This window comes from Tigheibacillus halophilus (genome assembly GCF_042683165.1).
Classification (GTDB): Bacteria; Bacillota; Bacilli; order Bacillales; family Amphibacillaceae; genus Tigheibacillus; species Tigheibacillus halophilus.
In genome coordinates, this window is the sequence record NZ_JBHUIZ010000006.1 from 241,619 (window position 1) to 260,324 (window position 18,706).

The window sequence follows — 18,706 nt, forward strand, 5'->3', positions numbered from 1 at the left end:
GACGAAGATTGGCCCAAGTACGATTTCAGTATCTGGGCCATCCTCGTTTTATGAGAAAGCATAGTGGATTGAAAATACCATTCAACCTACATAGAAGCAAAGGAAAGAGGTAATCATCTTATGATATTGCCAGAAAATCTGCGGCGAGGAGATACGATCGGTATGATCGCCCCGGCAGGACCGCCTGATCTGTCAAAATTGCAGGAAGGAGCGGAATTTTTCACGCGCATGGGATTAAATATTCAGTATGGGCAGCATATACAATCCATGCGTGGCTATTTGGCCGGCAAAGATGAGCAGCGATTGCAAGATCTGCATGAAATGTTTGCAGATCCACAAATCAAAGCGATATTTTGTGCCCGCGGGGGCTATGGAACTGCTCGCATTGCCGCTGATATTGATTATGAACTGATCAGAAATAATCCTAAAATATTTTGGGGCTACAGTGATATCACTTTTTTGCATACTGCAATCGCCCAGCGAACAGGTTTGGTGACATTTCACGGACCGATGCCAGCTTCTGATATGGCAGATTCGAATTTTGATGTACGTGCAGCAAGATTGTTTCAGCAATGTTTTTCGCCAGTCCTGCTGCATTATAATGAAGACATCTCGCCGCTGTTTGTGATTGCCGGCGGATGCGCGACAGCTCCAATCATCGGCGGTAATTTATCGCTTATTGTAAGCACCTTGGGAACTCCTTTTGAAATAGATACAAGGGGCAAGCTATTGCTGATAGAAGATGTAGGTGAGGTGCCATATAAGGTGGACGGCATGTTGAATCAGCTGAGGCTCTCGGGGAAAATTCAGCAAGCTGCGGGAGTCATCATCGGAGATTTTTCGAAGGCGGACACCGGGCAGCCAACACTAACATTGACTGAAGTATACAATGATTATTTCGCAGATTTTCAAGGACCGGTGATGTCGGGATTTCAAATCGGTCACTGTTCGATGAATTTCCCTTTACCACTTGGGGTTAACGCGACGCTGGATACAGCGGAAAAGTCGCTGACGATCGAGCCAGGTGTATGTGTATGTTAAAAAGGTGGCGAATGGAGGTGGGGCACCATGTTTAAACAAACGTTTGACCAATTGCCGGAAACAATATGGGTAACAGCGGTCCAGGTTGCCACAGTCTGGACCGCCCCTGCATCACCCCGGGAAATAGACAGGCCGGCGCTTACCAATGCGGTAGATATGGAAAACTGGCTCTCCAGCTTGACGACAACGGAGAAATTGGCATGGAGCGAAGATAATTTGATACAAACCCAGCTGCTTTATGGCGATGTGGTGCAAGTGATCGAAACACATGGAGACTGGGCAAAAGTAGTCATACCAGCGCAAGCTTCCAAGAAGGATGAACGTGGTTATCCGGGGTGGGTCCCGATTACGCAACTGCGGCAAACGACCAAAACAGTTTGGATGAAAGAAAAAGCCATTACAGTGACCGCTAAAAATGCCTGGATGCAAGATGAACAGTCGCAGCAGAAAATCAAGCTCAGTTTTATGACCACCCTTCCACTGCTTGCGGTTTCTAAGGGAAAAGCGTTTGTCGGCACGCCACAGGGAAAAGGATCATTATTGGAAACTGATATTACTGTTCATACACGTACAACAGGCTTGGAGCCTACTGGCAGCGGGCAGGATATTTTAGCAGCCGGAAAGCAATTCATGCAGCTGCCTTACTTCTGGGGCGGCATGAGCAGCTTTGGCTACGACTGCTCCGGCTTTGCGCATATGATGCACAAGTCTGCCGGTTATATCATTGCACGTGATGCTTCTGATCAAGCCGGGTCAGGCAAGGAAATTACGTATCAGAAAGCATTGCCGGGTGATTTGCTTTTTTTTGCCCATGAAGCAGGAAAAGGAAGCATCCATCATGTCGGTATATATGCGGGGAATGGCAATATGCTGCATGCGCCACAGACAGGTAAGGGAATTGAAATCATTTCACTGGCAGGCAGCAAATATGAACCGGAATTATGCACCATCCGCCGCTATTGGAAAAAGGAATCTTGATACGATGTAAACAGTTTACATGCTGGTTGCTAATGATGGGAGGAGAACAATAACATGGATCAGCCGATTTTGCAGGTGAAATCACTAAAAAAGTATTTTGATATGGGGAAAGGCGAGATGCTTCAGGCTGTCAATGATGTCAGTTTTGAAGTCCAGAAAGGCGAAACGTTCGGTCTCGTCGGTGAATCCGGCTGTGGTAAATCGACGATTGGGCGTACCATCATGGGCTTGTACAATCGAACCGACGGACAGGTGCTGTACCGTGATAAGGATGTTCATCGTTTGAAAGAGAAAGAAAAATTCCATTTCTACCGGAGCATGCAGATGATCTTTCAAGACCCTTATGCATCGCTCAATCCCAGGTCAACAGTGAAGGAAGTTATTTCAGAACCGATGCAAGTCCATCAATTATATAAGTCAAAGAAGCAGGAGCGGGAAAGAGTGTATCAACTGCTCGAAGAAGTCGGGCTGAACCGCGATCACGCTAACCGTTATCCACATGAATTCAGCGGAGGGCAACGGCAACGGATCGGTATCGCCAGAGCCTTGGCGCTGGAACCAGAATTCATTATTGCAGATGAGCCAATTTCAGCACTCGATGTATCTGTTCAGGCCCAGGTCGTCAATTTGCTGAAGGATCTTCAGATTGAGAAAGGGCTGACATTTCTGTTCATCGCCCATGATTTATCAATGGTCAAGCATATTTCAGACCGGATTGGTGTGATGTATTTAGGCAATATGGTCGAATTGACCGCTAGTGAGGAATTATATGAGAATCCCCTCCATCCCTACACAAAAGCACTTTTATCGGCGATTCCCATTCCAGATCCCGATCTGGAGGAAAAAAGAGAAAGAATCATATTGGAAGGTGATTTGCCGAGTCCGATCAATCCGCCCAGTGGTTGTGTTTTTCGCACTCGCTGCCCGATGGCGATGGATATTTGCTCGAAGAAAAAGCCACAATGGCAGGAAATTGATAAAGACCACTTTGTCGCCTGTCATTTATATGAAAACGATATACCGAAAACGCAGGGAAATCAATCACCTGTTGTCCATATTCAAGGCAGGTAACCCTCTGTCCAAGTACAATACTCCTCCATATTAAAAGCCCTCTTCCAATACATGAAAAGGGCTTTTGATATGGGTAAAATCTTAAACGCCATTCTTTCTCCTGTCTCAAGGGCAGTCAGGAAATTTCAGGTTCTATTATCACAATCCTTGTATAAATTTAATAGTGAGGATGCTAGGAGCGATGGTTTTCTTATCTTTTGTTTTTATCAACAAAAAGACAACCTTCTATCGTTTTTAGTCTCAGCCAGAAAGATACAAGGAGGCTCGCTACTTGAAAAACTATCAAAAATACTTGCGCCAGAAAAAGAGACAGAAAAGAGCACGCACACTGAAGCAGATGCAAAATCAACGTCTTCCTGGTATCAAACGTCCTGGAAATAGCTTCAAGCTGGCCAATAACACCTGGAAGTCCCCCGCTATTTTGCTGGCAGCCGGTTTGGTTGCACTTATTTTAATCGTCCCAACATTGATTGTGGTTCCTTTCACAAATGATTCTGCAGCGGAAAACGTTTCGAAAGAGAATAAAGGAGAAGCTAAAACAGCCATGGAAAAAACGGATGACGGGCTGAAGGAAGACAGTATGTCTGTCGCTGTGATGCGCCACCAAACCAAAGAAGTGGAAAATATCCCTTTGGAAACATATGTGACAAGGGTGGTGGCTAACGAAATGCCAGCAGAATTTGAAATGGAAGCTTTAAAGGCACAAGCATTGGCGGCAAGGACATACGTGGTTTATCAATTATCCAATAAGGAAGATCCCGATGGATATGTGACAGATACAGAGCAGGATCAAGTATATAGGAATGATGCGGAACTCCGTAAAATCATGGGGAAAGATTATGATAAGAAAATGAGTAAGATTAAAAAAGCGGTGGCAGCTTCAAAAGGGAAAATTCTTACCTATAAGGAAAAACCGATATTTCCAGCCTTTTTCTCTACAAGTAACGGCTATACAGAAAACTCAGAGGATTATTGGAGCAATAAGCTGCCTTATTTACGGAGTGTGAAAAGTCCATGGGATGAGTCATCACCGAAATTCATGGATCAAAAAACCATGGCTGTCAAAGATGTCGGTACAGCTCTGGGAGTTCCGTTACCCGCAAGTGGCGGCGTCCCGGTAGAAATCAGCCGGACTGGCGGTCATCGTGTCAAGAAAGTCAAGCTTGCAGATAAATCTTTTTCCGGAAAGGAAGTACGTGAGAAGCTCGCTCTGCGCTCAAGCGACTTTACCGTTAAACAAAAGGACGATTATCTCATCTTCACTACAAAGGGCTTTGGGCATGGTATAGGCATGAGCCAATATGGCGCAAACGGTATGGCCAAGGAAGGGAAGAATTACAAAGAAATCGTGAAATATTATTATAAAGACGTTGCTATAACAAGCGTGCCGGAAACGGCCCCAAAACTGGTATCGCGATGATCAAAAGGGGATAGACCCCCCAATAAATGGTTAAAGTTCGGTAGTCATCTACAGATGGAACTACCGAGCTTTTTATTTTACTTGTAATCGCGCAATTTGTACTTATTTAGTAATCCCATTCACTTGCACTACAGGCGTCTGCTTTTAATGGAAGCCTAGAGCAAGAGATGTGCCAGCTTCCTTTCATACTGGGAAAACGGTCCGCATCAAAAAAGCAAATCTCCTTACTATCCCCAACATCTTTGAAAAAACACATGAAATCTGTAAATTTTTTTTCGTGGCATGTATAGATATTTCCTTTTCTGAACAGAATGGTTGCTGAGGTGATGTTCATGAAAGAGGAAAATAATGGTACTCCAAAAAATAAATGGAGCCAAATCTATCGGAAGAAATGGTTTTTCCCAGCTGTTTATCTAGTTGTCGCCGCACTTTTGGTTTCTGTAGTAGTCTGGTATCAAAATCTGGACAAAGTTCCACAGGCAGGTAAGGAGCCAGGTGATGCATACACGAAAGGCTTGCATGACCAGGATGCTCAGGAAGTCGTGGATCAGGAAGAAAATATTAAGATGCCAGTTGCGGAACAGGCAAATGCAGAAATCGTAACTAAATTTTTTGAATATGACGCAGATGAAAAATCACGACAAGCAGCACTTGTTCTATACAACAGTCGTTATTATCAAAGCAAAGGGATCGATTTCGCTGCCAAAGATGAAAAGACTTTTGATGTCACCGCATCACTGAGCGGTACGGTCGAAGAAGTAAAAGAAGATCCATTGCTTGGTAATGTTGTTGTCATGGCACATAGTGATGATGTCAAAACGTATTATGCAAGTTTAGAAGATGTTGCTGTCAAAACAGGTGATAATGTCAAACAAGGCGACAAGCTCGGCACAGCCGGCAACAGTCTGTTTGGTAAAGACAATGGCATGCATGTTCATTTCGAGTTGAGCAAATCGGGAGAAAAAGTCAACCCTGAGCAGTATTTCAATCAGCCAATGAGCAAACTTGAAGCCGTTCAGGCAAAAGATGTCTCCGAAACAGATGATAATGCAAAGGCTGAGGAAGATGGACAGCAAAGCCAGGATCAGGATCAATCAGATGAGCAGGGTAAAGTGGAAGATAATGAGTCCGACCATGCTGACGATCAGGCAGATAAGCAAAAAGAAGAACAAGCTGATGACAATTCAGTTGATGACAATGCACCTGAAACAGACGGACAAGATTCTTCCAAAAAGGATGAATCATCTAAATCAGATAAAGAAGCAGCTGAAAAAACAACATCGAAACACGCTTAAAAGCTGTGTTTCCGGTTAAAGAAGTAGACTAAAAGTCCTAGTAATCTTTATAATTACTAGGATTTTTTTGCGTCTCTTAAAAAATATGTCGAGCGATTCATCTTGAAATTACGTTGATTAATGGTATCATTACAATTAACCAACAAGTTACGACAAAAAGCTACGATTCTAAAGCTATATTTCTACAATTATTTACAGAAAGCAATCGAATGACCTGCTACAAGATTTCAGCAACGAAACGCTCGCTTCATTTATCATAATAGAAAGGGAAGCTTGAAATGGGATATCCTTATCCGGAAAGAAAAAGGTTATCGGTTGAAACAGATGACTTTTTTGAAATACTATCTTCTTTGCAAGCGGAACATGGTCAGCAGACAGCATTGGATATGATGTGTACTTATTGCTTGAAAAGTGATAGCGCATACACACAGCGTATAGGCATGGAATTTCTATATGCCAATAGCTATTTTCATGAACTGCAGCAGCTGATCGACATCAATAAAGCACATTCGGATCCCTCTAACAGGCAATGGGGGCGGGTATATCAGTACGTGATTGACCGGAGAGAAAACGGCTCACGCGTTGAAATGCTTCACCAGTTGCAGCAAATTAAAACAAAGGATCCTGAATTGAAATGTGTCATTGAATTCACGAAAGCATTTTTGTACTTGGATATGAACCATTTCGGCCAAGTAGGCAATTTTTTAGATATGCAGCCGAGATTATTCAGCAATGTCAAGGATGTTTTTCTGCTTTCCTGCTTTCACAACCGACTGAATCAGTATTTGTTCATGTACCATTGGTCACGAAATGAGCTTATCATTGCAAGAAAATACGCATTTCGGGCATTGACACAAACAAGCAGTGATTTAATCAAAGCAAGTATCCATATCAATCTTGGATTAACATACACTTTCGATACCTATCAGCAAGGTATGTATCATCTTAACGCAGCACTAAGCCTCGCGGAAGGAATCGGTGCGAAGAAAGTGATTGATACCATCAAGATTCACAATATACCTTTCCTGTCCGCACATTTCGGAGAAACAGAGGGGATCGAGACAGTAGACCAATCTGAACAGGCGCATCTGGAGATAGCGAGAGGAAACATAAGTAAAGCCATCGCTATCCTCGAAAACTCACCATTGTCAAACCCATTCGATTTGTACTATATGGGTCTAGCCAAACGGGATAAAGATTTACTCACAGCCTCTTATAACCACTTTATTGAAAAACAGGGAGACTTATTTTTTGCAAGACTCCCGCTAAACGCCATGAAAAAGCTTTTTGGGGAGACAATCAACTAAACAGGTCTCAAATGATTGTTCAATCTTGGGTTCAGCCAACCACTATATTTTAAACAAATGGGGAGGAATTCAAATGAAAAAATTATTCTACGCAATTATTGTCGCAGGTGTACTTCTAGTTTCAGCAGGACCAGTAAGTGATATCACTCCGGATGCTCCGGAAAGAGGAACCGTGTGGTAATTTAATACGCACGACTGTATTATATTTTTGTTTCAAATTCGTAAGCTGCAATAAAACGGCTGAACGCAATTATTGATATAAGCAAAAACAGATGGACCGATGCATGGGCAAGATGCATCGGTCCATCTGTTTTGAATGAAGTATTTTTAATCCCCCCTCCATTCTCTTCTCCAGATACTTCAGCATTCAAGGATTCCTGCCTTCAACATGTGTCCATTTCATAATCACTCCACATGTTTGTATGTAAACATGCGTGCATAATACAGCGTATAAAAGTGTACCTGATCATGACGACCTGAGACAGGACTAATCCCCGCCGAAAAGCAGTAAGCGGAAGAATGCGAATCTAAAAGCTTTCCAGATTTCCCAACGGAATTATCCCGCTTTAATGAATAAAATAAGTTTGTAATTTTTAGAAAAAAACAGTTTGTCCTGTTTTTTATTGGCTGATTTTTAATCATATTCCTGTCACAACCGTAATAAAATGTTACAAATCAAGTATTCCATAGCTTCTGAGGTGAGAGCTTATGTGGCTCTTTTACACGAATTTGGATTTTTTAAGTGATCTATACATCGATAAAGAAACATTGCAGCATGTATAGTCGATTGCACCATGTGTTGTTGCCGGGTGACGATTTTTGAAATGTATCAACAAAAAACCTAATAGGAAGACTCGCTCCCACTGTTGAATGACAGCCACATTGTTTATCTCTTCTGAAAATCATTCACGAGTGTATCCAATGCACAAGAAGACCTGCTTGGAACGCCTTGTCTCAAACTGCACCTCGGAAATATTCATCATAGGGAGGAGAACGATGTGCACGATTACATCAAAGAAAGAACGATCAGGATAGGGGAACATGTCGTAGAGACAAGGAAAACTGTCCGGATGATTGCAAAAGAATTTGGTGTTTCCAAAAGTACTGTCCACAAAGATTTGACCGAAAGGCTTCCTGAAATAAACCCTGAGCTGGCCAATAAGGTCAAAGGAATACTGGAATATCACAAATCCATCAGGCATCTGCGGGGAGGAGAGGCAACGAGAAAAAAATATCAGACGGATTCTAACGATAAACAAGCTGAACCTGTATAAAAATGAAAATGGGAGTGCTCTAAGATGGCTTCAGCTCACTATCCAACCTTCTTGAGGGGGGTGATAGCCAGCAGGTGAATATAGGAGAAAGCAAATCGTAAAGGTGGTGTCGTGCGCCCGAGAAGAAATGTATACATTGCTGTACCAAGAGTCACAGCTGTGGAAGAAGACGCTGTGGCTCTTGGCTTGCCATATACTTACATGACAATCACCATACCTAAAAACGCCAGCAGAATGCCGCCGATATAGCTAATCGCCAGGTAGGTGACCATTATCGGCCATTTTTTTTCCAAATGAAGCTGGATGTTTTCCAATTTAAAGGTGGAGAATGTTGTAAAAGCACCCATAAATCCAGTTCCTAAGCCTAATGATATCGTATTACCAAACTGCCCGCCGATAATCAACCCCAATAAAAAAGAACCTAATAGATTGACCGTCAAAGTACCTATAGGAAAATGAAAATAATGAGGCTTATTCATCCACCTGCTAAGGGCGAAACGCGCTACCGCTCCAAAAAAACCGCCGATCCCGACGAGGAATGCATGGAAAATCATCACATTTCAGCTCCTTTTCTTTGGATGAATTCACCGGATTTATAGCCTAGCAATGAAAACAGCAAGCCGCCAAGTGCACTAATGAATACATATAGGAGTGCGAGTACGGTATGCGCTTCTTTCAATAATGTGGCAGTTTCCACACTGAACGTGGAAAAAGTCGTGAAGGATCCGACGAAACCAGTGCCGATCGCTGTTACCAGATGGGGGTGTAATTTGCCGATCTTGGCAATATAGGTAGTGATAAAACCGAGCAGAAAACAGCCTAATAAATTAATGACCAATGTTGCCCATGGGAAAACTCCTTGCCCCGAAACCAAAAATAATACGCCGATATAATAGCGAAGCAAAGAGCCGGCGATTCCCGCCAACCCGACAGCAAGATAAACCATTTAAACAACCTCCATTAAAAAACGCGGCATTCACCAATCGTTTACAGAATATTTTCGTCGTGTTCATTACACTTTCCTTCCTGCTGAAAATGATGCGAAAAAGGAATAAAACAGACTCCTGCCAGGGTAACTGGCAGGAGTCATTAGCACTTGGCGGTTTAGGTGAACTCCATCACCTATTTAGTTAAAGATATTTTACTTAAAAAAACACAAAGGGTCAAAGGAAACGCTAAGAATATGACAAACTGATCCGGGTTTACCACGCTAACTATAAAAAAGTTCGTATTCTTTTGCCAGATTTTGCAGTTAAATGTTGAAATTTGTGGTAAAATAGTATAATAGCTGTATTGTGTTCTTTCGCAATGCAAAAGTAAACACTAGGAGGACCATAACGCATGTTTTCTCGGGATATCGGAATTGACCTCGGCACAGCCAATGTGTTGATTCATGTGAAAGGAAAAGGAATTGTTTTAAACGAACCATCCGTTGTAGCGATGGACCGTACGACCGGCCGCGTGCTGGAAGTAGGGGAAGCTGCCCGCAGAATGGTCGGCAGGACACCAGGAAACATTGAAGCTATCCGCCCTCTTAAAGATGGTGTGATTGCAGACTTTGATGTAACAGAAGCGATGCTCAAGCATTTTATAAATAAAATCAATGTACGTGGATTCTTGTCCAAGCCAAGAATGCTGATTTGCTGCCCGACCAATATCACCAAAGTGGAACAGAAAGCCATTAAAGAAGCTGCCGAAAAATCAGGCGGCAAGAAGGTTTATTTGGAAGAAGAGCCAAAAGTTGCTGCTATTGGCGCCGGCATGGAAATTTTCCAACCGAGCGGAAATATGATCGTTGACATTGGTGGCGGTACGACTGATGTAGCTGTACTCTCGATGGGTGACATCGTAACGGCTGAATCGATCAAAATGGCCGGTGATAAGTTTGATGGGGAAATTTTGACATACATCAAAAAGAAGTACAAGCTGCTCATCGGAGAGCGGACCGCTGAAGCCATCAAAATCAATGTAGCGACAGTATTTCCTGATGGCAGAAATGAAGAAATGGAAATTCGAGGCCGTGATATGGTCTCTGGTTTGCCACGGACGATTTCTGTCGGCTCTCAAGAAATTCAGGAAGCATTAAGTGAATCTGTTGCCATGATCGTCCAGGCTGCAAAATCTGTTCTGGAGCATACACCGCCGGAATTATCTGCCGATATAATAGACAGAGGTGTCATTCTTACGGGTGGCGGAGCATTGATTCACGGTATTGATGAATTACTGGCTGAAGAGCTGAAAGTCCCTGTATTCATTGCTGAAGAACCAATGAATTGCGTGGCTAAAGGTACTGGCGCCATGTTGGAAAACATAGATAAAATCGATCGAAAAGGCGTTGTCTGAGTACCGGTGAGGAACAATCCAAGCTGGGATGAAGCATAGAAATGCCGTTCATATTGATTCAATACCCGTCATATCGAAATGGGAAACCTCATTTTGAAGGGCTATTTTCCAAAAAAGGATTGGGTTGTAAAAAAAGCGTGTAATAGTCCAGGTTTAAAAATCATGGTAAATGTCGTACACTCGCTCGTATACATACCTCTTACCGAAGCGCCAACATTGCACTGATGCAGTAAGGACAGGCGGAATTATGCCTTCCTTGCTGTGAAAAAGGGAAGTGAACAATTTGCTCAGAGGGTTTTATACTGCTGCAAGCGGCATGCTCGCGCAGCAGCGCAGACAGGAAGCACTGTCGAATGATATTACAAATGCCAATACACCCGGTTATAAAGCGGATCGCAGTTCTGTACGGGCTTTTCCGGAAATGCTTTTACAGGAAATTTCCTCCACGCAATCCCCGTTGAAAAATGGTTCCAGAAATGCTGCCAAACATCCGGTCGGTGGCTTGAACACTGGCGTTTATGTGCAGGAAATGACGCCGGACTTTACACAAGGAGATATAAAAGAAACCGGCATGCAAACAGATTTGGCACTTATTAACGGTAACTTCCCTGATGAGAATGGGAATGTGTTTTTTACGGTTGATAATGGTGAAGGCGAGAAGCTTCTGACACGTAACGGAAATTTCACTGTCGATGCAGCTGGTTACCTTGTCACGAATCAAGGTTATTATGTACTTGATCAAGCTGGTGAACGGATCCAGACAAACGGTATGGATTATACCGTTGATGAAACTGGTAATCTATCAGTGGAAGGCAGGACAACTACTCTGGATATCCGCTATGCTGCAGATGCAAATGCTTTAGTCAAACAGGGCGATGACCTGTACCAGGGGGATACACAGCCAATTCCGCAGGGGGCCGGGTTCAAGATTGCGCAAGGGGCATTGGAAAGATCCAATGTTGACCCATTGGATGCGATGACACAGATGATGGAAGCTTATCGCACTTTCGAAATGAACCAGCGTGTTTTAAAAGCCTATGATGACAGCATGGGCAAGGCAGTGAATGAAGTGGGCCGTGTCAATGGCTGATCTTCATCCAGAACCGTATAAGGGGGATCGATGATGACATCTCGATCAATGATTCAGGCGGCTGTATCCATGAACCAGCTGCAGCAGAAGATGGATTTAATTGGAAATAACCTTGCTAATAGTCAGACAACTGGATATAAAAACAGACAGACAGAATTTTCTTCGCTGCTTTTTCAGCAAATCAACAATATGTCTGGGCGGGAAAATGCCGAGGGCAGACTGACTCCGGAAGGTATCCGTGTCGGATCCGGTGCAAGGCTCGGCTCGGTCAACACTGATTTCAGCACCGGTTCCATTCAGCAAACTGACAGAGTACTTGATACAGCTTTGCTGGACGATAATCATTTTTTCCAAATCCAGGTGGCCGGCAATGGCCGTAATGAAACCCAGTATACCCGGGATGGCTCATTTTATTTGCAACCTTCGGCCACGGGAGACACTGTCACATTGACAACTGGAGACGGATATCCGGTTGTTGGGGAAAACGGCCCGATTACGATACAGAATGGTTTCAATGCTATCGATATTTCGTCAAACGGCGATATTGTGGTGGAACGTAATGGGCAAAGTCAGCTGGCTGGGAAATTAGCTGTAACAGAGGCTATACGGCCCCGCAGTCTCGAGGCTGTCGGAGATAACCGTTTTCGCATCCCTGATGTGAGCGCTGCAGCTGCGAATGAAATCATGAATGAAGTGCCTGCTAACCAGGATATATTGCAACCGAAAGCACTGGAAACGTCTAATGTGGATGTTTCTCAGGAAATGTCCGAGTTATTGATGGCACAACGTTCCTATCAGTTCAATTCGCGTACGATTTCGATGGCAGACCAGATGTCATCCCTCGTCAATCAGCTGCGGTCATAAGCGTTGGCTGACAGACGGGCAGCAAGTACAAAATACCCTGTGGTATTGACGATACACATTCATTTAAACTATAGTAAACTAGTGTATGGATTTTTACCGGAAATGGATGAACAGGGAATGGAGAGAAACAAGCAATGGTAACAAAACAGATGGAGCGCCAACAGAAACCGGCCGAAAAGCAATCCCGAAAACAGCATAGAGAAAAGCAGTTGGACAAACAGCAAAAGGGTCAACGCAAAGAGCAGGAAAAAGCACATGAACAAAAGGGTGAAAAGCGGCGTAAATCCAGAAGACCGCGACTGCGCATTCTTCCGATATGGCTGCGCGTCATCATTGTGCTCGTACTGGCTGCGGCAGCCTTGGTCATTGGACTGATGATAGGCTATGGTGTGATTGGAAACGGCAATCCATTTGATGCATTGCATAAAGAAACCTGGCAGCATATTGTCGACATTGTGAAAAAAGAAAAATGATATCATGAGAACCACAACATCCTCCGTCCGGCACAGTGAGGGTGTTTTTTGTTTAAAATGTGTATGGAATAATGATCAGGGCTTAAAACACAGCAGCAAAATACCGCCGGGGATCCGGCGGTATGCTGGAAGTTTTGCAGATGTTGTCCATCTGCAATATAAGCACCACGATTCATTCATTAAATTGTGGTTTAAACCTTTAAGGTGTTCTTCCTGTGATTAAACGTACGATCAAGACAATCAGAGCAATCACAAGCAAAATGTGAATCAGGCCGCCTGCAACATGGAAAGAAAAGCCCAGAATCCACAGGATAAGCAAAATAATAAATATCGTCCAAAGCATTTGCACTCACTCCTTTATTTTATTGTTGTTGTTTAAGTGAAATCTTATACATTTGCTGTCCTTATGGATTAATTACCTTGTCAGCGGTTATTTTAAACATATTTTGCTATAATGAATGCAAGATGAATATATAGCAGCATAATTGAAAAAGGAGCGTTCAACCAGCATGGATATTGAACAAATTAAAGAAATCATTCCGCACCGTTACCCATTTTTGCTAGTGGATAAAGTACTGGAGGTCGATGAGGGGAACCGCGTCGTCGGCTTGAAAAATGTTTCAGCCAATGAGCCATTCTTCCAGGGTCATTTCCCTGCGTATCCGGTCATGCCAGGCGTATTGATTGTAGAGGCTTTGGCCCAAGTCGGCGCGATCACGATGTTGGACAAAGAAGAAAACAAAGGAAAAATCGGATTTCTTGCAGGTATTGACAAATGCCGCTTTAAAAAACAAGTCAAGCCGGGCGATCAACTGCGGTTAGAGGTTGAAATCATCCGTGTTAAAGGGCCAATCGGCAAAGGTAAAGGCCGGGCGACTGTCGACGGTGAGCTGGCTTGTGAGGCAGAAATCACTTTTGCTATCAAATAAGTGCTGTAAAGTGGAAGAACAGTCTCGGCAGATGAGGGAAAAAGCATTGCCTTTGCCGTAAAGCCGGCCGGTAAAAAAGCTATGAGCCGGCTGCTGTCAAGACTGTCCGTATTCCCACAGGGGGAGGGAGTCCTTTGCAAACCGATCATAAGAGCGTTTACATCATCACGGAACATACGAAAGCGATTTTAGCCAGCCGGTCAGCATACTATCGGGCGACTGTACTGGAAGGAAAGCATGAAATCCATTCCATATACACACCGGAGATGATTTTGGACCACAGCTGTATTCTTTATGGTTCAACCCTCAGCGGAAGAAGAAAAGCAATCAGAGAATACTATGGAATCACCAGTAAAATACCCTTCATGATTGATGCCAAAAAAGCCATCTATATGCTTCCTACCAGTTCAACCAGACGCAAAGATTGTGCCTGGCTTTCTTTCTATCAAATCGATTTTTATGAACAACGCGACAATCGATGTTATGTGCAGTTCCTTGATGGGACGGGTATTTATATTCCAAGCTCTGCCAATACAGTCGATATGCAACATAAACGAACCAGCCAAATCATTGCCAGGTTGAACAGACCAAGTATGTACAATACATACTATGCTGCACAATCTGCCAAAAGCGGCGGCAGCATCATGTGATTTTACCGTATGACAAATTACCGGCCAAAGGAGGCTTGTACATATGAAAAAACGTTTGATGGTCGTTTGGGCTGTAGTACTGATGGGTTTGCTTGCAGCGTGCAACAGTGAAGACAATTCTCAGGATCAAGCTCAAAAACAGCGAACGAGGGTGGAAACAGCCCAAGTACAAAAAGGGGATTTGGCCGTAGATAGAACTGTATACGGCCGTATGCAACCGAAGAAGATGACGCCCGTTACGATCCCGGCCCCGGGGAAGACGGAGGAGCTTGAAGTATCTGAAGGGGACCATGTGAAAAAGGATGATGTGCTTTTCACCTTATCAACGCCTGCCGGAAAACAGACAATCAAATCACCGGAAGATGGTGTGGTGCTGCAGCTCAAAGCGGAAGAAGATGCTTCTGTGTCCAATGATGATCCTGTCGCCATGATTGCTGATGCGGACACAATGACGCTGGAGCTTTCTGTAACAAGTGCAGTACGCAAGCATTTTAAAAAGGATACAGCATATGACATCCTTTTTGAAGATAAAACATATCGTGCAACCGTTAAGTCGGTTGGGGCAATGCCTGGTGATGATGGTTTATACACCGTAAAAGCAGATGTCGCCAATAAAAATGATTCTTTTATTGCTGGAGATATTGCCAAACTGGAGCTCCCTGTCAAAAAAGTGACAGACGCTTTTATCATTCCAACGGAAGCCATCGTGGAAAAAGATGCACAAACCTATGTGTATGTCGTAAAAAAGGGTATGGCACATGAGGTGAAGGTGAAGGTCGAGGAATCCCAATCTGACAAGAGCGCTGTGAAGGCGGATATCAATCAGGGAGATCAGATTATCATTGACGGGCAACTGACCATTACGGATCAAAGCAAAGTCAAAGCATCGGAAAGGCAGGAATAAACGTTGAAGATTGTAAACACATCTGTCAAAAGACCTGTCGGTGTCATCATGATTGTGTTGGCGATCATTGCGCTCGGTGTTGTTTCTGTCCGGAATTTGGTCGTTGATCTGTTTCCAAAAATTGATTTGCCGGTTGCGGTCGTAGCCACATCATACCAGGATGCTGCACCACAGGAAGTCGAAAATGTAATCAGCAGGCCGATAGAATCAGCGGTCAGTACTGTACAGGGCATTGAAACAGTACAATCTCAGTCACAATCAGGTTCGTCACTGGTGATGATGGAGTTTTCAAATGGTACAGACTTGGATCAGGCATTACTCGATGTACGTGAAAAAATCGATCAGGCTAAAGGTGCATTGCCAGATGATGCTGGTGATCCAAGAATCATGCGCTTCAGCCCAGATCAGCTTCCTGTAATGTGGGTCAGCGTGACTGGCAAGGACGCTGCGAGTCTCACCCAATTGGCCGATGACCAGCTCGTTCCCTTTTTTGAAAGGCAGGAAGGGGTAGGGTCGGTTTCAGTGGAAGGGGCGAAAGAACGCGAAATCAAGGTTTATCTTAATCAGGCACATATGAAGCAATACGGCGTTGACGCACAGACTATCGCCCAATCCCTTTCAAACCAAAATAAAACAGCTTCTGTTGGAACCGTGGAAAAGGGTAACAAGGATCTACAGCTGCGAATCACAGGGGAATTCACCAACCTGAAAGATATAGCGGCAACACAATTGCAAACATCAGCTGGTGCTGTTATACACCTGGATGATGTGGCGAAGGTGAAGGAAAGTTATAAAGCATCTGACTCCACCACATTGGTCAACGGCAAGCCAGCGGTAGTTTTGTCAGTGATGAAAAAGACCGATGCCAATACGGTGCAAGTTTCTGACAGCATCCGGAGCGGCATGGATCAGATCAAGCAAAAAATCCCGCATGATGCTGATTTGAAGGTGGTCATGGATACATCTGATTTTATCAAACTTTCCATATCATCGGTGATACAAAATATACTGTTGGGCGGCGCGATTTCCATTTTGGTTCTGCTGCTGTTTTTGAAAAGTATCAGGGCGACGCTCGTTATCGGCTTGTCTATCCCGATTGCTGTCATCTCCACGTTTGCACTGATGTATTTTACCGGGGAAACGCTGAACGTACTCACATTGGGAGGTCTGGCACTCGGAATCGGTATGATGGTTGACAGTTCCATTGTCATTTTAGAAAATATTTATTCGTACCGGCAGCAAGGGTACAGCCTGTTTGATTCAGCTACAAAAGGAGCTTCTGAACTGGCACCAGCCGTCATTGCTTCCACAACGACGACATTGGTTGTCTTTTTGCCGATTGTCTACGTCAAAGGGATTGCATCAGATTTATTCACACCGCTTGCATTGACAGTGTCTTTCTCCTTGATTGCCTCTCTGGTCGTGGCAGTGACACTGGTTCCGATGCTGTCTTCTAAGCTCTTGTCGAGGGCGATGGATGACCATGGGCGGCGTTATTGGTTTGCCAGCTTCATGGAAAAAGTGAACAATAGCTATGCTCGCGGACTCAACGGTGTTTTAAAATATCGAAAAACCACTGTATTGGTCACGATCCTTGCTATTGCGGGAAGCCTTGCACTTGTGCCACTTATTGGAGCGGAATTCATTCCTGCCTCGGATGAGGGACAGCTTCAAGTGAAGGTGGAAACCAACCGCGGGAGTTCTTTGTCACATACGGAAAAGGTCGTAGAGAAGGTAACAGATAAAATAAGCAAATATAAAAAAGATATTGAAACGGACTACGTCACTGTCGGAGGCGGTGATTATGGCACAGGAGGAGGAGACAGCCACAAGGCGACATATACGATCCAACTGGTATCTCCAAATCAACGTGATCAGTCGACAGAGCAGCTGATGGAAAAACTGGATAAGGATCTGCAAACCATTCCAGGAGCTGAAATCAATGTCAGCCAGATGGGTGCGAATGTCAACATGGGTGATCCAATCCAGATTCAGCTTAATGGGCCGGAACATGAGGTGCTCAACCAATTATCCACCCAAGTGATGAAAGAAATTTCCGGAATAAAAGGAGTTAATAACCTGGAATCAGCTGTTACAGAAGGTGTTCCGCAAATGAATATTGCAATCAATAAAGAAAAAGCGGGCATGTATGGGCTGACACAGGACCAAGTGCTTAACCAGGTGCAAATGCAGTTTTCCGGACAGGTCGCTGGTAAGTACCGGGAGGCGGGGCATGAGATGGATATCACCTTGCTGTACCCTGAAGAGGAGCGCAGTACGATCAGTGATTTAGAGGATATGAAAATTCAGTCCCAATCGGGAGCAATGGTCCCTCTTGAAGAGATAGCGACTTTTAAACAGGTGCAAGGCCCGGCCACATTACTTCGGGAAAACCAGCAGCCACAAATGAACATCACTTCGGATGTGGTTGGCAGGGATTTGGCCAGTGTTGTCAGCGATGTAGAGAAGAAAATGGACGCAATGGGACTACCCGAGGGATACAGCTACACGATGGGCGGTCAGGCACAGGATATGGTTGATTCTTTTTCCGACCTGGCAAAAGCGCTGATTTTCTCCGTATTTTTGGTTTATGCTGTAATGGCCATCCAATTTGAAAACTTTTTGTTTCCGTTCATTATCATGTTCTCCATGCCAGCAACGGTTATCGGCGTCCTGCTTGGACTGTTTGTCACCGGCTTGCCATTGAGCATCCCGGCATTTATCGGGATTATTATGCTGGCTGGTATCGTCGTCAACAATGCGATTGTGCTGGTAGATTACATTAATATATTACGGCGGCGCGGCATGGATCGCCATGAAGCGATAGTCGAGGCGGGCAGAAGCAGGCTGCGTCCGATCCTGATGACAACCCTGACGACCATTCTTGGTATGGTGCCATTGGCAATGGCGCTCGGAGAAGGAGCGGAAACACAGCAGCCCCTGGCAATCACAATCATTTTCGGACTGGGTATATCCAGTTTATTCACGCTATTCCTGGTGCCCGTAGTCTATACGTATTTGGATAACTTAACTGCAAAGATCACTAGACGAAAATCTTAATATATTT

19 protein-coding genes and 1 riboswitch are annotated in these 18,706 nt (G+C 44.2%); of the genes, 15 read left to right on the plus strand and 4 right to left on the minus strand.

Going from position 1 to position 18,706, the window contains the following annotated elements:
- The first annotated feature begins 120 nt into the window (after positions 1-120).
- The 6 genes from ACFSMW_RS09570 (at position 121) to ACFSMW_RS09595 (ending at position 7,112) form a co-directional block, all read left to right on the plus strand.
- Positions 121-1,041 carry a S66 peptidase family protein gene (locus ACFSMW_RS09570; RefSeq protein WP_390355136.1) on the plus strand — a complete coding sequence of 307 codons (921 nt, stop codon included), beginning with the start codon at positions 121-123 and terminating at the stop codon, positions 1,039-1,041.
- Positions 1,042-1,068: 27 nt separating this feature from the next.
- Positions 1,069-2,019: a C40 family peptidase gene (locus ACFSMW_RS09575; protein ID WP_390355137.1), complete on the plus strand. Its 951-nt coding sequence runs from the start codon at positions 1,069-1,071 to the stop codon at positions 2,017-2,019.
- Positions 2,020-2,073: 54 nt separating this feature from the next.
- On the plus strand, positions 2,074-3,090 hold the full coding sequence (locus ACFSMW_RS09580) for an ABC transporter ATP-binding protein (RefSeq protein ID WP_390355139.1): 1,017 nt from the start codon (positions 2,074-2,076) through the stop codon (positions 3,088-3,090).
- 271 nt (positions 3,091-3,361) lie between these two features.
- Positions 3,362-4,510, plus strand: a complete 1,149-nt coding sequence (gene spoIID, locus ACFSMW_RS09585) for a stage II sporulation protein D (RefSeq protein WP_390355140.1) — start codon at positions 3,362-3,364, stop codon at positions 4,508-4,510.
- Positions 4,511-4,842: 332 nt separating this feature from the next.
- Positions 4,843-5,805 (plus strand): peptidoglycan DD-metalloendopeptidase family protein, encoded by a 963-nt coding sequence (locus tag ACFSMW_RS09590; RefSeq protein WP_390355142.1) that lies wholly within the window; start codon positions 4,843-4,845, stop codon positions 5,803-5,805.
- Positions 5,806-6,083: 278 nt separating this feature from the next.
- Positions 6,084-7,112, plus strand: coding sequence for an AimR family lysis-lysogeny pheromone receptor (locus ACFSMW_RS09595; RefSeq protein ID WP_390355143.1), 1,029 nt, complete (start codon positions 6,084-6,086; stop codon positions 7,110-7,112).
- A 200-nt stretch (positions 7,113-7,312) separates the two neighbouring features.
- Here ACFSMW_RS09595 and ACFSMW_RS09600 read toward each other — a convergent pair whose 3' ends face one another.
- Positions 7,313-7,483, minus strand: coding sequence for a hypothetical protein (locus tag ACFSMW_RS09600; RefSeq protein ID WP_390355145.1), 171 nt, complete (start codon positions 7,481-7,483; stop codon positions 7,313-7,315).
- 627 nt (positions 7,484-8,110) lie between these two features.
- Here ACFSMW_RS09600 and spoIIID point away from each other — a divergent pair.
- A complete protein-coding gene (spoIIID, locus tag ACFSMW_RS09605) occupies positions 8,111-8,386 on the plus strand; it encodes a sporulation transcriptional regulator SpoIIID (RefSeq protein WP_390355146.1) in 276 nt (91 codons plus the stop codon).
- 197 nt (positions 8,387-8,583) lie between these two features.
- Here the strand turns inward: spoIIID and crcB (ACFSMW_RS09610) are convergent, their stop codons facing one another.
- Both crcB (ACFSMW_RS09610) and crcB (ACFSMW_RS09615) read right to left on the minus strand, forming a co-directional pair.
- Positions 8,584-8,937, minus strand: a complete 354-nt coding sequence (crcB, locus tag ACFSMW_RS09610; protein ID WP_390355445.1) for a fluoride efflux transporter CrcB — start codon at positions 8,935-8,937, stop codon at positions 8,584-8,586.
- A 2-nt stretch (positions 8,938-8,939) separates the two neighbouring features.
- Positions 8,940-9,332 (minus strand): fluoride efflux transporter CrcB, encoded by a 393-nt coding sequence (gene crcB / locus ACFSMW_RS09615; RefSeq protein WP_390355148.1) that lies wholly within the window; start codon positions 9,330-9,332, stop codon positions 8,940-8,942.
- 127 nt (positions 9,333-9,459) lie between these two features.
- A riboswitch (Fluoride riboswitch) is annotated at positions 9,460-9,518 on the minus strand.
- Positions 9,519-9,727: 209 nt separating this feature from the next.
- On the opposite strand from crcB (ACFSMW_RS09615), the gene mreB reads away from it, so the two are divergent.
- The 4 genes from mreB to ACFSMW_RS09635 all read left to right on the plus strand — a co-directional run bounded on the left by mreB (position 9,728) and on the right by ACFSMW_RS09635 (position 13,156).
- The gene (gene mreB, locus ACFSMW_RS09620; protein WP_390355149.1) at positions 9,728-10,729 is read left to right on the plus strand and encodes a rod shape-determining protein; all 1,002 of its coding nucleotides are present in this window, start codon (positions 9,728-9,730) and stop codon (positions 10,727-10,729) included.
- Between the two features lie 283 nt (positions 10,730-11,012).
- On the plus strand, positions 11,013-11,819 hold the full coding sequence (locus ACFSMW_RS09625) for a flagellar hook-basal body protein (protein WP_390355151.1): 807 nt from the start codon (positions 11,013-11,015) through the stop codon (positions 11,817-11,819).
- Positions 11,820-11,852: 33 nt separating this feature from the next.
- Complete coding sequence (locus ACFSMW_RS09630; RefSeq protein ID WP_390355153.1) at positions 11,853-12,683, plus strand: flagellar hook-basal body protein; 831 nt, start codon at positions 11,853-11,855, stop codon at positions 12,681-12,683.
- Positions 12,684-12,817: 134 nt separating this feature from the next.
- Complete coding sequence (locus ACFSMW_RS09635; RefSeq protein ID WP_390355155.1) at positions 12,818-13,156, plus strand: DNA-directed RNA polymerase subunit beta; 339 nt, start codon at positions 12,818-12,820, stop codon at positions 13,154-13,156.
- A 199-nt stretch (positions 13,157-13,355) separates the two neighbouring features.
- Here the strand turns inward: ACFSMW_RS09635 and ACFSMW_RS09640 are convergent, their stop codons facing one another.
- Positions 13,356-13,499 carry a lmo0937 family membrane protein gene (locus ACFSMW_RS09640; RefSeq protein WP_390355157.1) on the minus strand — a complete coding sequence of 48 codons (144 nt, stop codon included), beginning with the start codon at positions 13,497-13,499 and terminating at the stop codon, positions 13,356-13,358.
- A 166-nt stretch (positions 13,500-13,665) separates the two neighbouring features.
- Between ACFSMW_RS09640 and fabZ the strand changes: the two genes are divergently transcribed.
- The 4 genes from fabZ (at position 13,666) to ACFSMW_RS09660 (ending at position 18,699) form a co-directional block, all read left to right on the plus strand.
- Positions 13,666-14,085, plus strand: a complete 420-nt coding sequence (gene fabZ / locus ACFSMW_RS09645) for a 3-hydroxyacyl-ACP dehydratase FabZ (protein WP_390355158.1) — start codon at positions 13,666-13,668, stop codon at positions 14,083-14,085.
- A gap of 134 nt (positions 14,086-14,219) precedes the next feature.
- Positions 14,220-14,735 carry a competence protein ComK gene (locus ACFSMW_RS09650; RefSeq protein ID WP_390355159.1) on the plus strand — a complete coding sequence of 172 codons (516 nt, stop codon included), beginning with the start codon at positions 14,220-14,222 and terminating at the stop codon, positions 14,733-14,735.
- A gap of 43 nt (positions 14,736-14,778) precedes the next feature.
- Complete coding sequence (locus tag ACFSMW_RS09655; RefSeq protein ID WP_390355161.1) at positions 14,779-15,639, plus strand: efflux RND transporter periplasmic adaptor subunit; 861 nt, start codon at positions 14,779-14,781, stop codon at positions 15,637-15,639.
- Positions 15,640-15,642: 3 nt separating this feature from the next.
- On the plus strand, positions 15,643-18,699 hold the full coding sequence (locus tag ACFSMW_RS09660) for an efflux RND transporter permease subunit (protein WP_390355163.1): 3,057 nt from the start codon (positions 15,643-15,645) through the stop codon (positions 18,697-18,699).
- Positions 18,700-18,706: the final 7 nt, after the last annotated feature.

Bases quoted from the DNA above. Each gene is read 5' to 3' on its own strand.
- ACFSMW_RS09570 (WP_390355136.1), top strand. From the start codon at position 121: ATGATATTGCCAGAAAATCTGCGGCGAGGAGATACGATCGGTATGATC.
- ACFSMW_RS09575 (WP_390355137.1), top strand. From the start codon at position 1,069: ATGTTTAAACAAACGTTTGACCAATTGCCGGAAACAATATGGGTAACA.
- ACFSMW_RS09580 (WP_390355139.1), top strand. From the start codon at position 2,074: ATGGATCAGCCGATTTTGCAGGTGAAATCACTAAAAAAGTATTTTGAT.
- ACFSMW_RS09590 (WP_390355142.1), top strand. From the start codon at position 4,843: ATGAAAGAGGAAAATAATGGTACTCCAAAAAATAAATGGAGCCAAATC.
- ACFSMW_RS09595 (WP_390355143.1), top strand. From the start codon at position 6,084: ATGGGATATCCTTATCCGGAAAGAAAAAGGTTATCGGTTGAAACAGAT.
- crcB (WP_390355148.1), bottom strand. From the start codon at position 9,332: ATGGTTTATCTTGCTGTCGGGTTGGCGGGAATCGCCGGCTCTTTGCTT.
- mreB (WP_390355149.1), top strand. From the start codon at position 9,728: ATGTTTTCTCGGGATATCGGAATTGACCTCGGCACAGCCAATGTGTTG.
- ACFSMW_RS09630 (WP_390355153.1), top strand. From the start codon at position 11,853: ATGACATCTCGATCAATGATTCAGGCGGCTGTATCCATGAACCAGCTG.
- ACFSMW_RS09635 (WP_390355155.1), top strand. From the start codon at position 12,818: ATGGTAACAAAACAGATGGAGCGCCAACAGAAACCGGCCGAAAAGCAA.
- ACFSMW_RS09640 (WP_390355157.1), bottom strand. From the start codon at position 13,499: ATGCTTTGGACGATATTTATTATTTTGCTTATCCTGTGGATTCTGGGC.
- fabZ (WP_390355158.1), top strand. From the start codon at position 13,666: ATGGATATTGAACAAATTAAAGAAATCATTCCGCACCGTTACCCATTT.
- ACFSMW_RS09655 (WP_390355161.1), top strand. From the start codon at position 14,779: ATGAAAAAACGTTTGATGGTCGTTTGGGCTGTAGTACTGATGGGTTTG.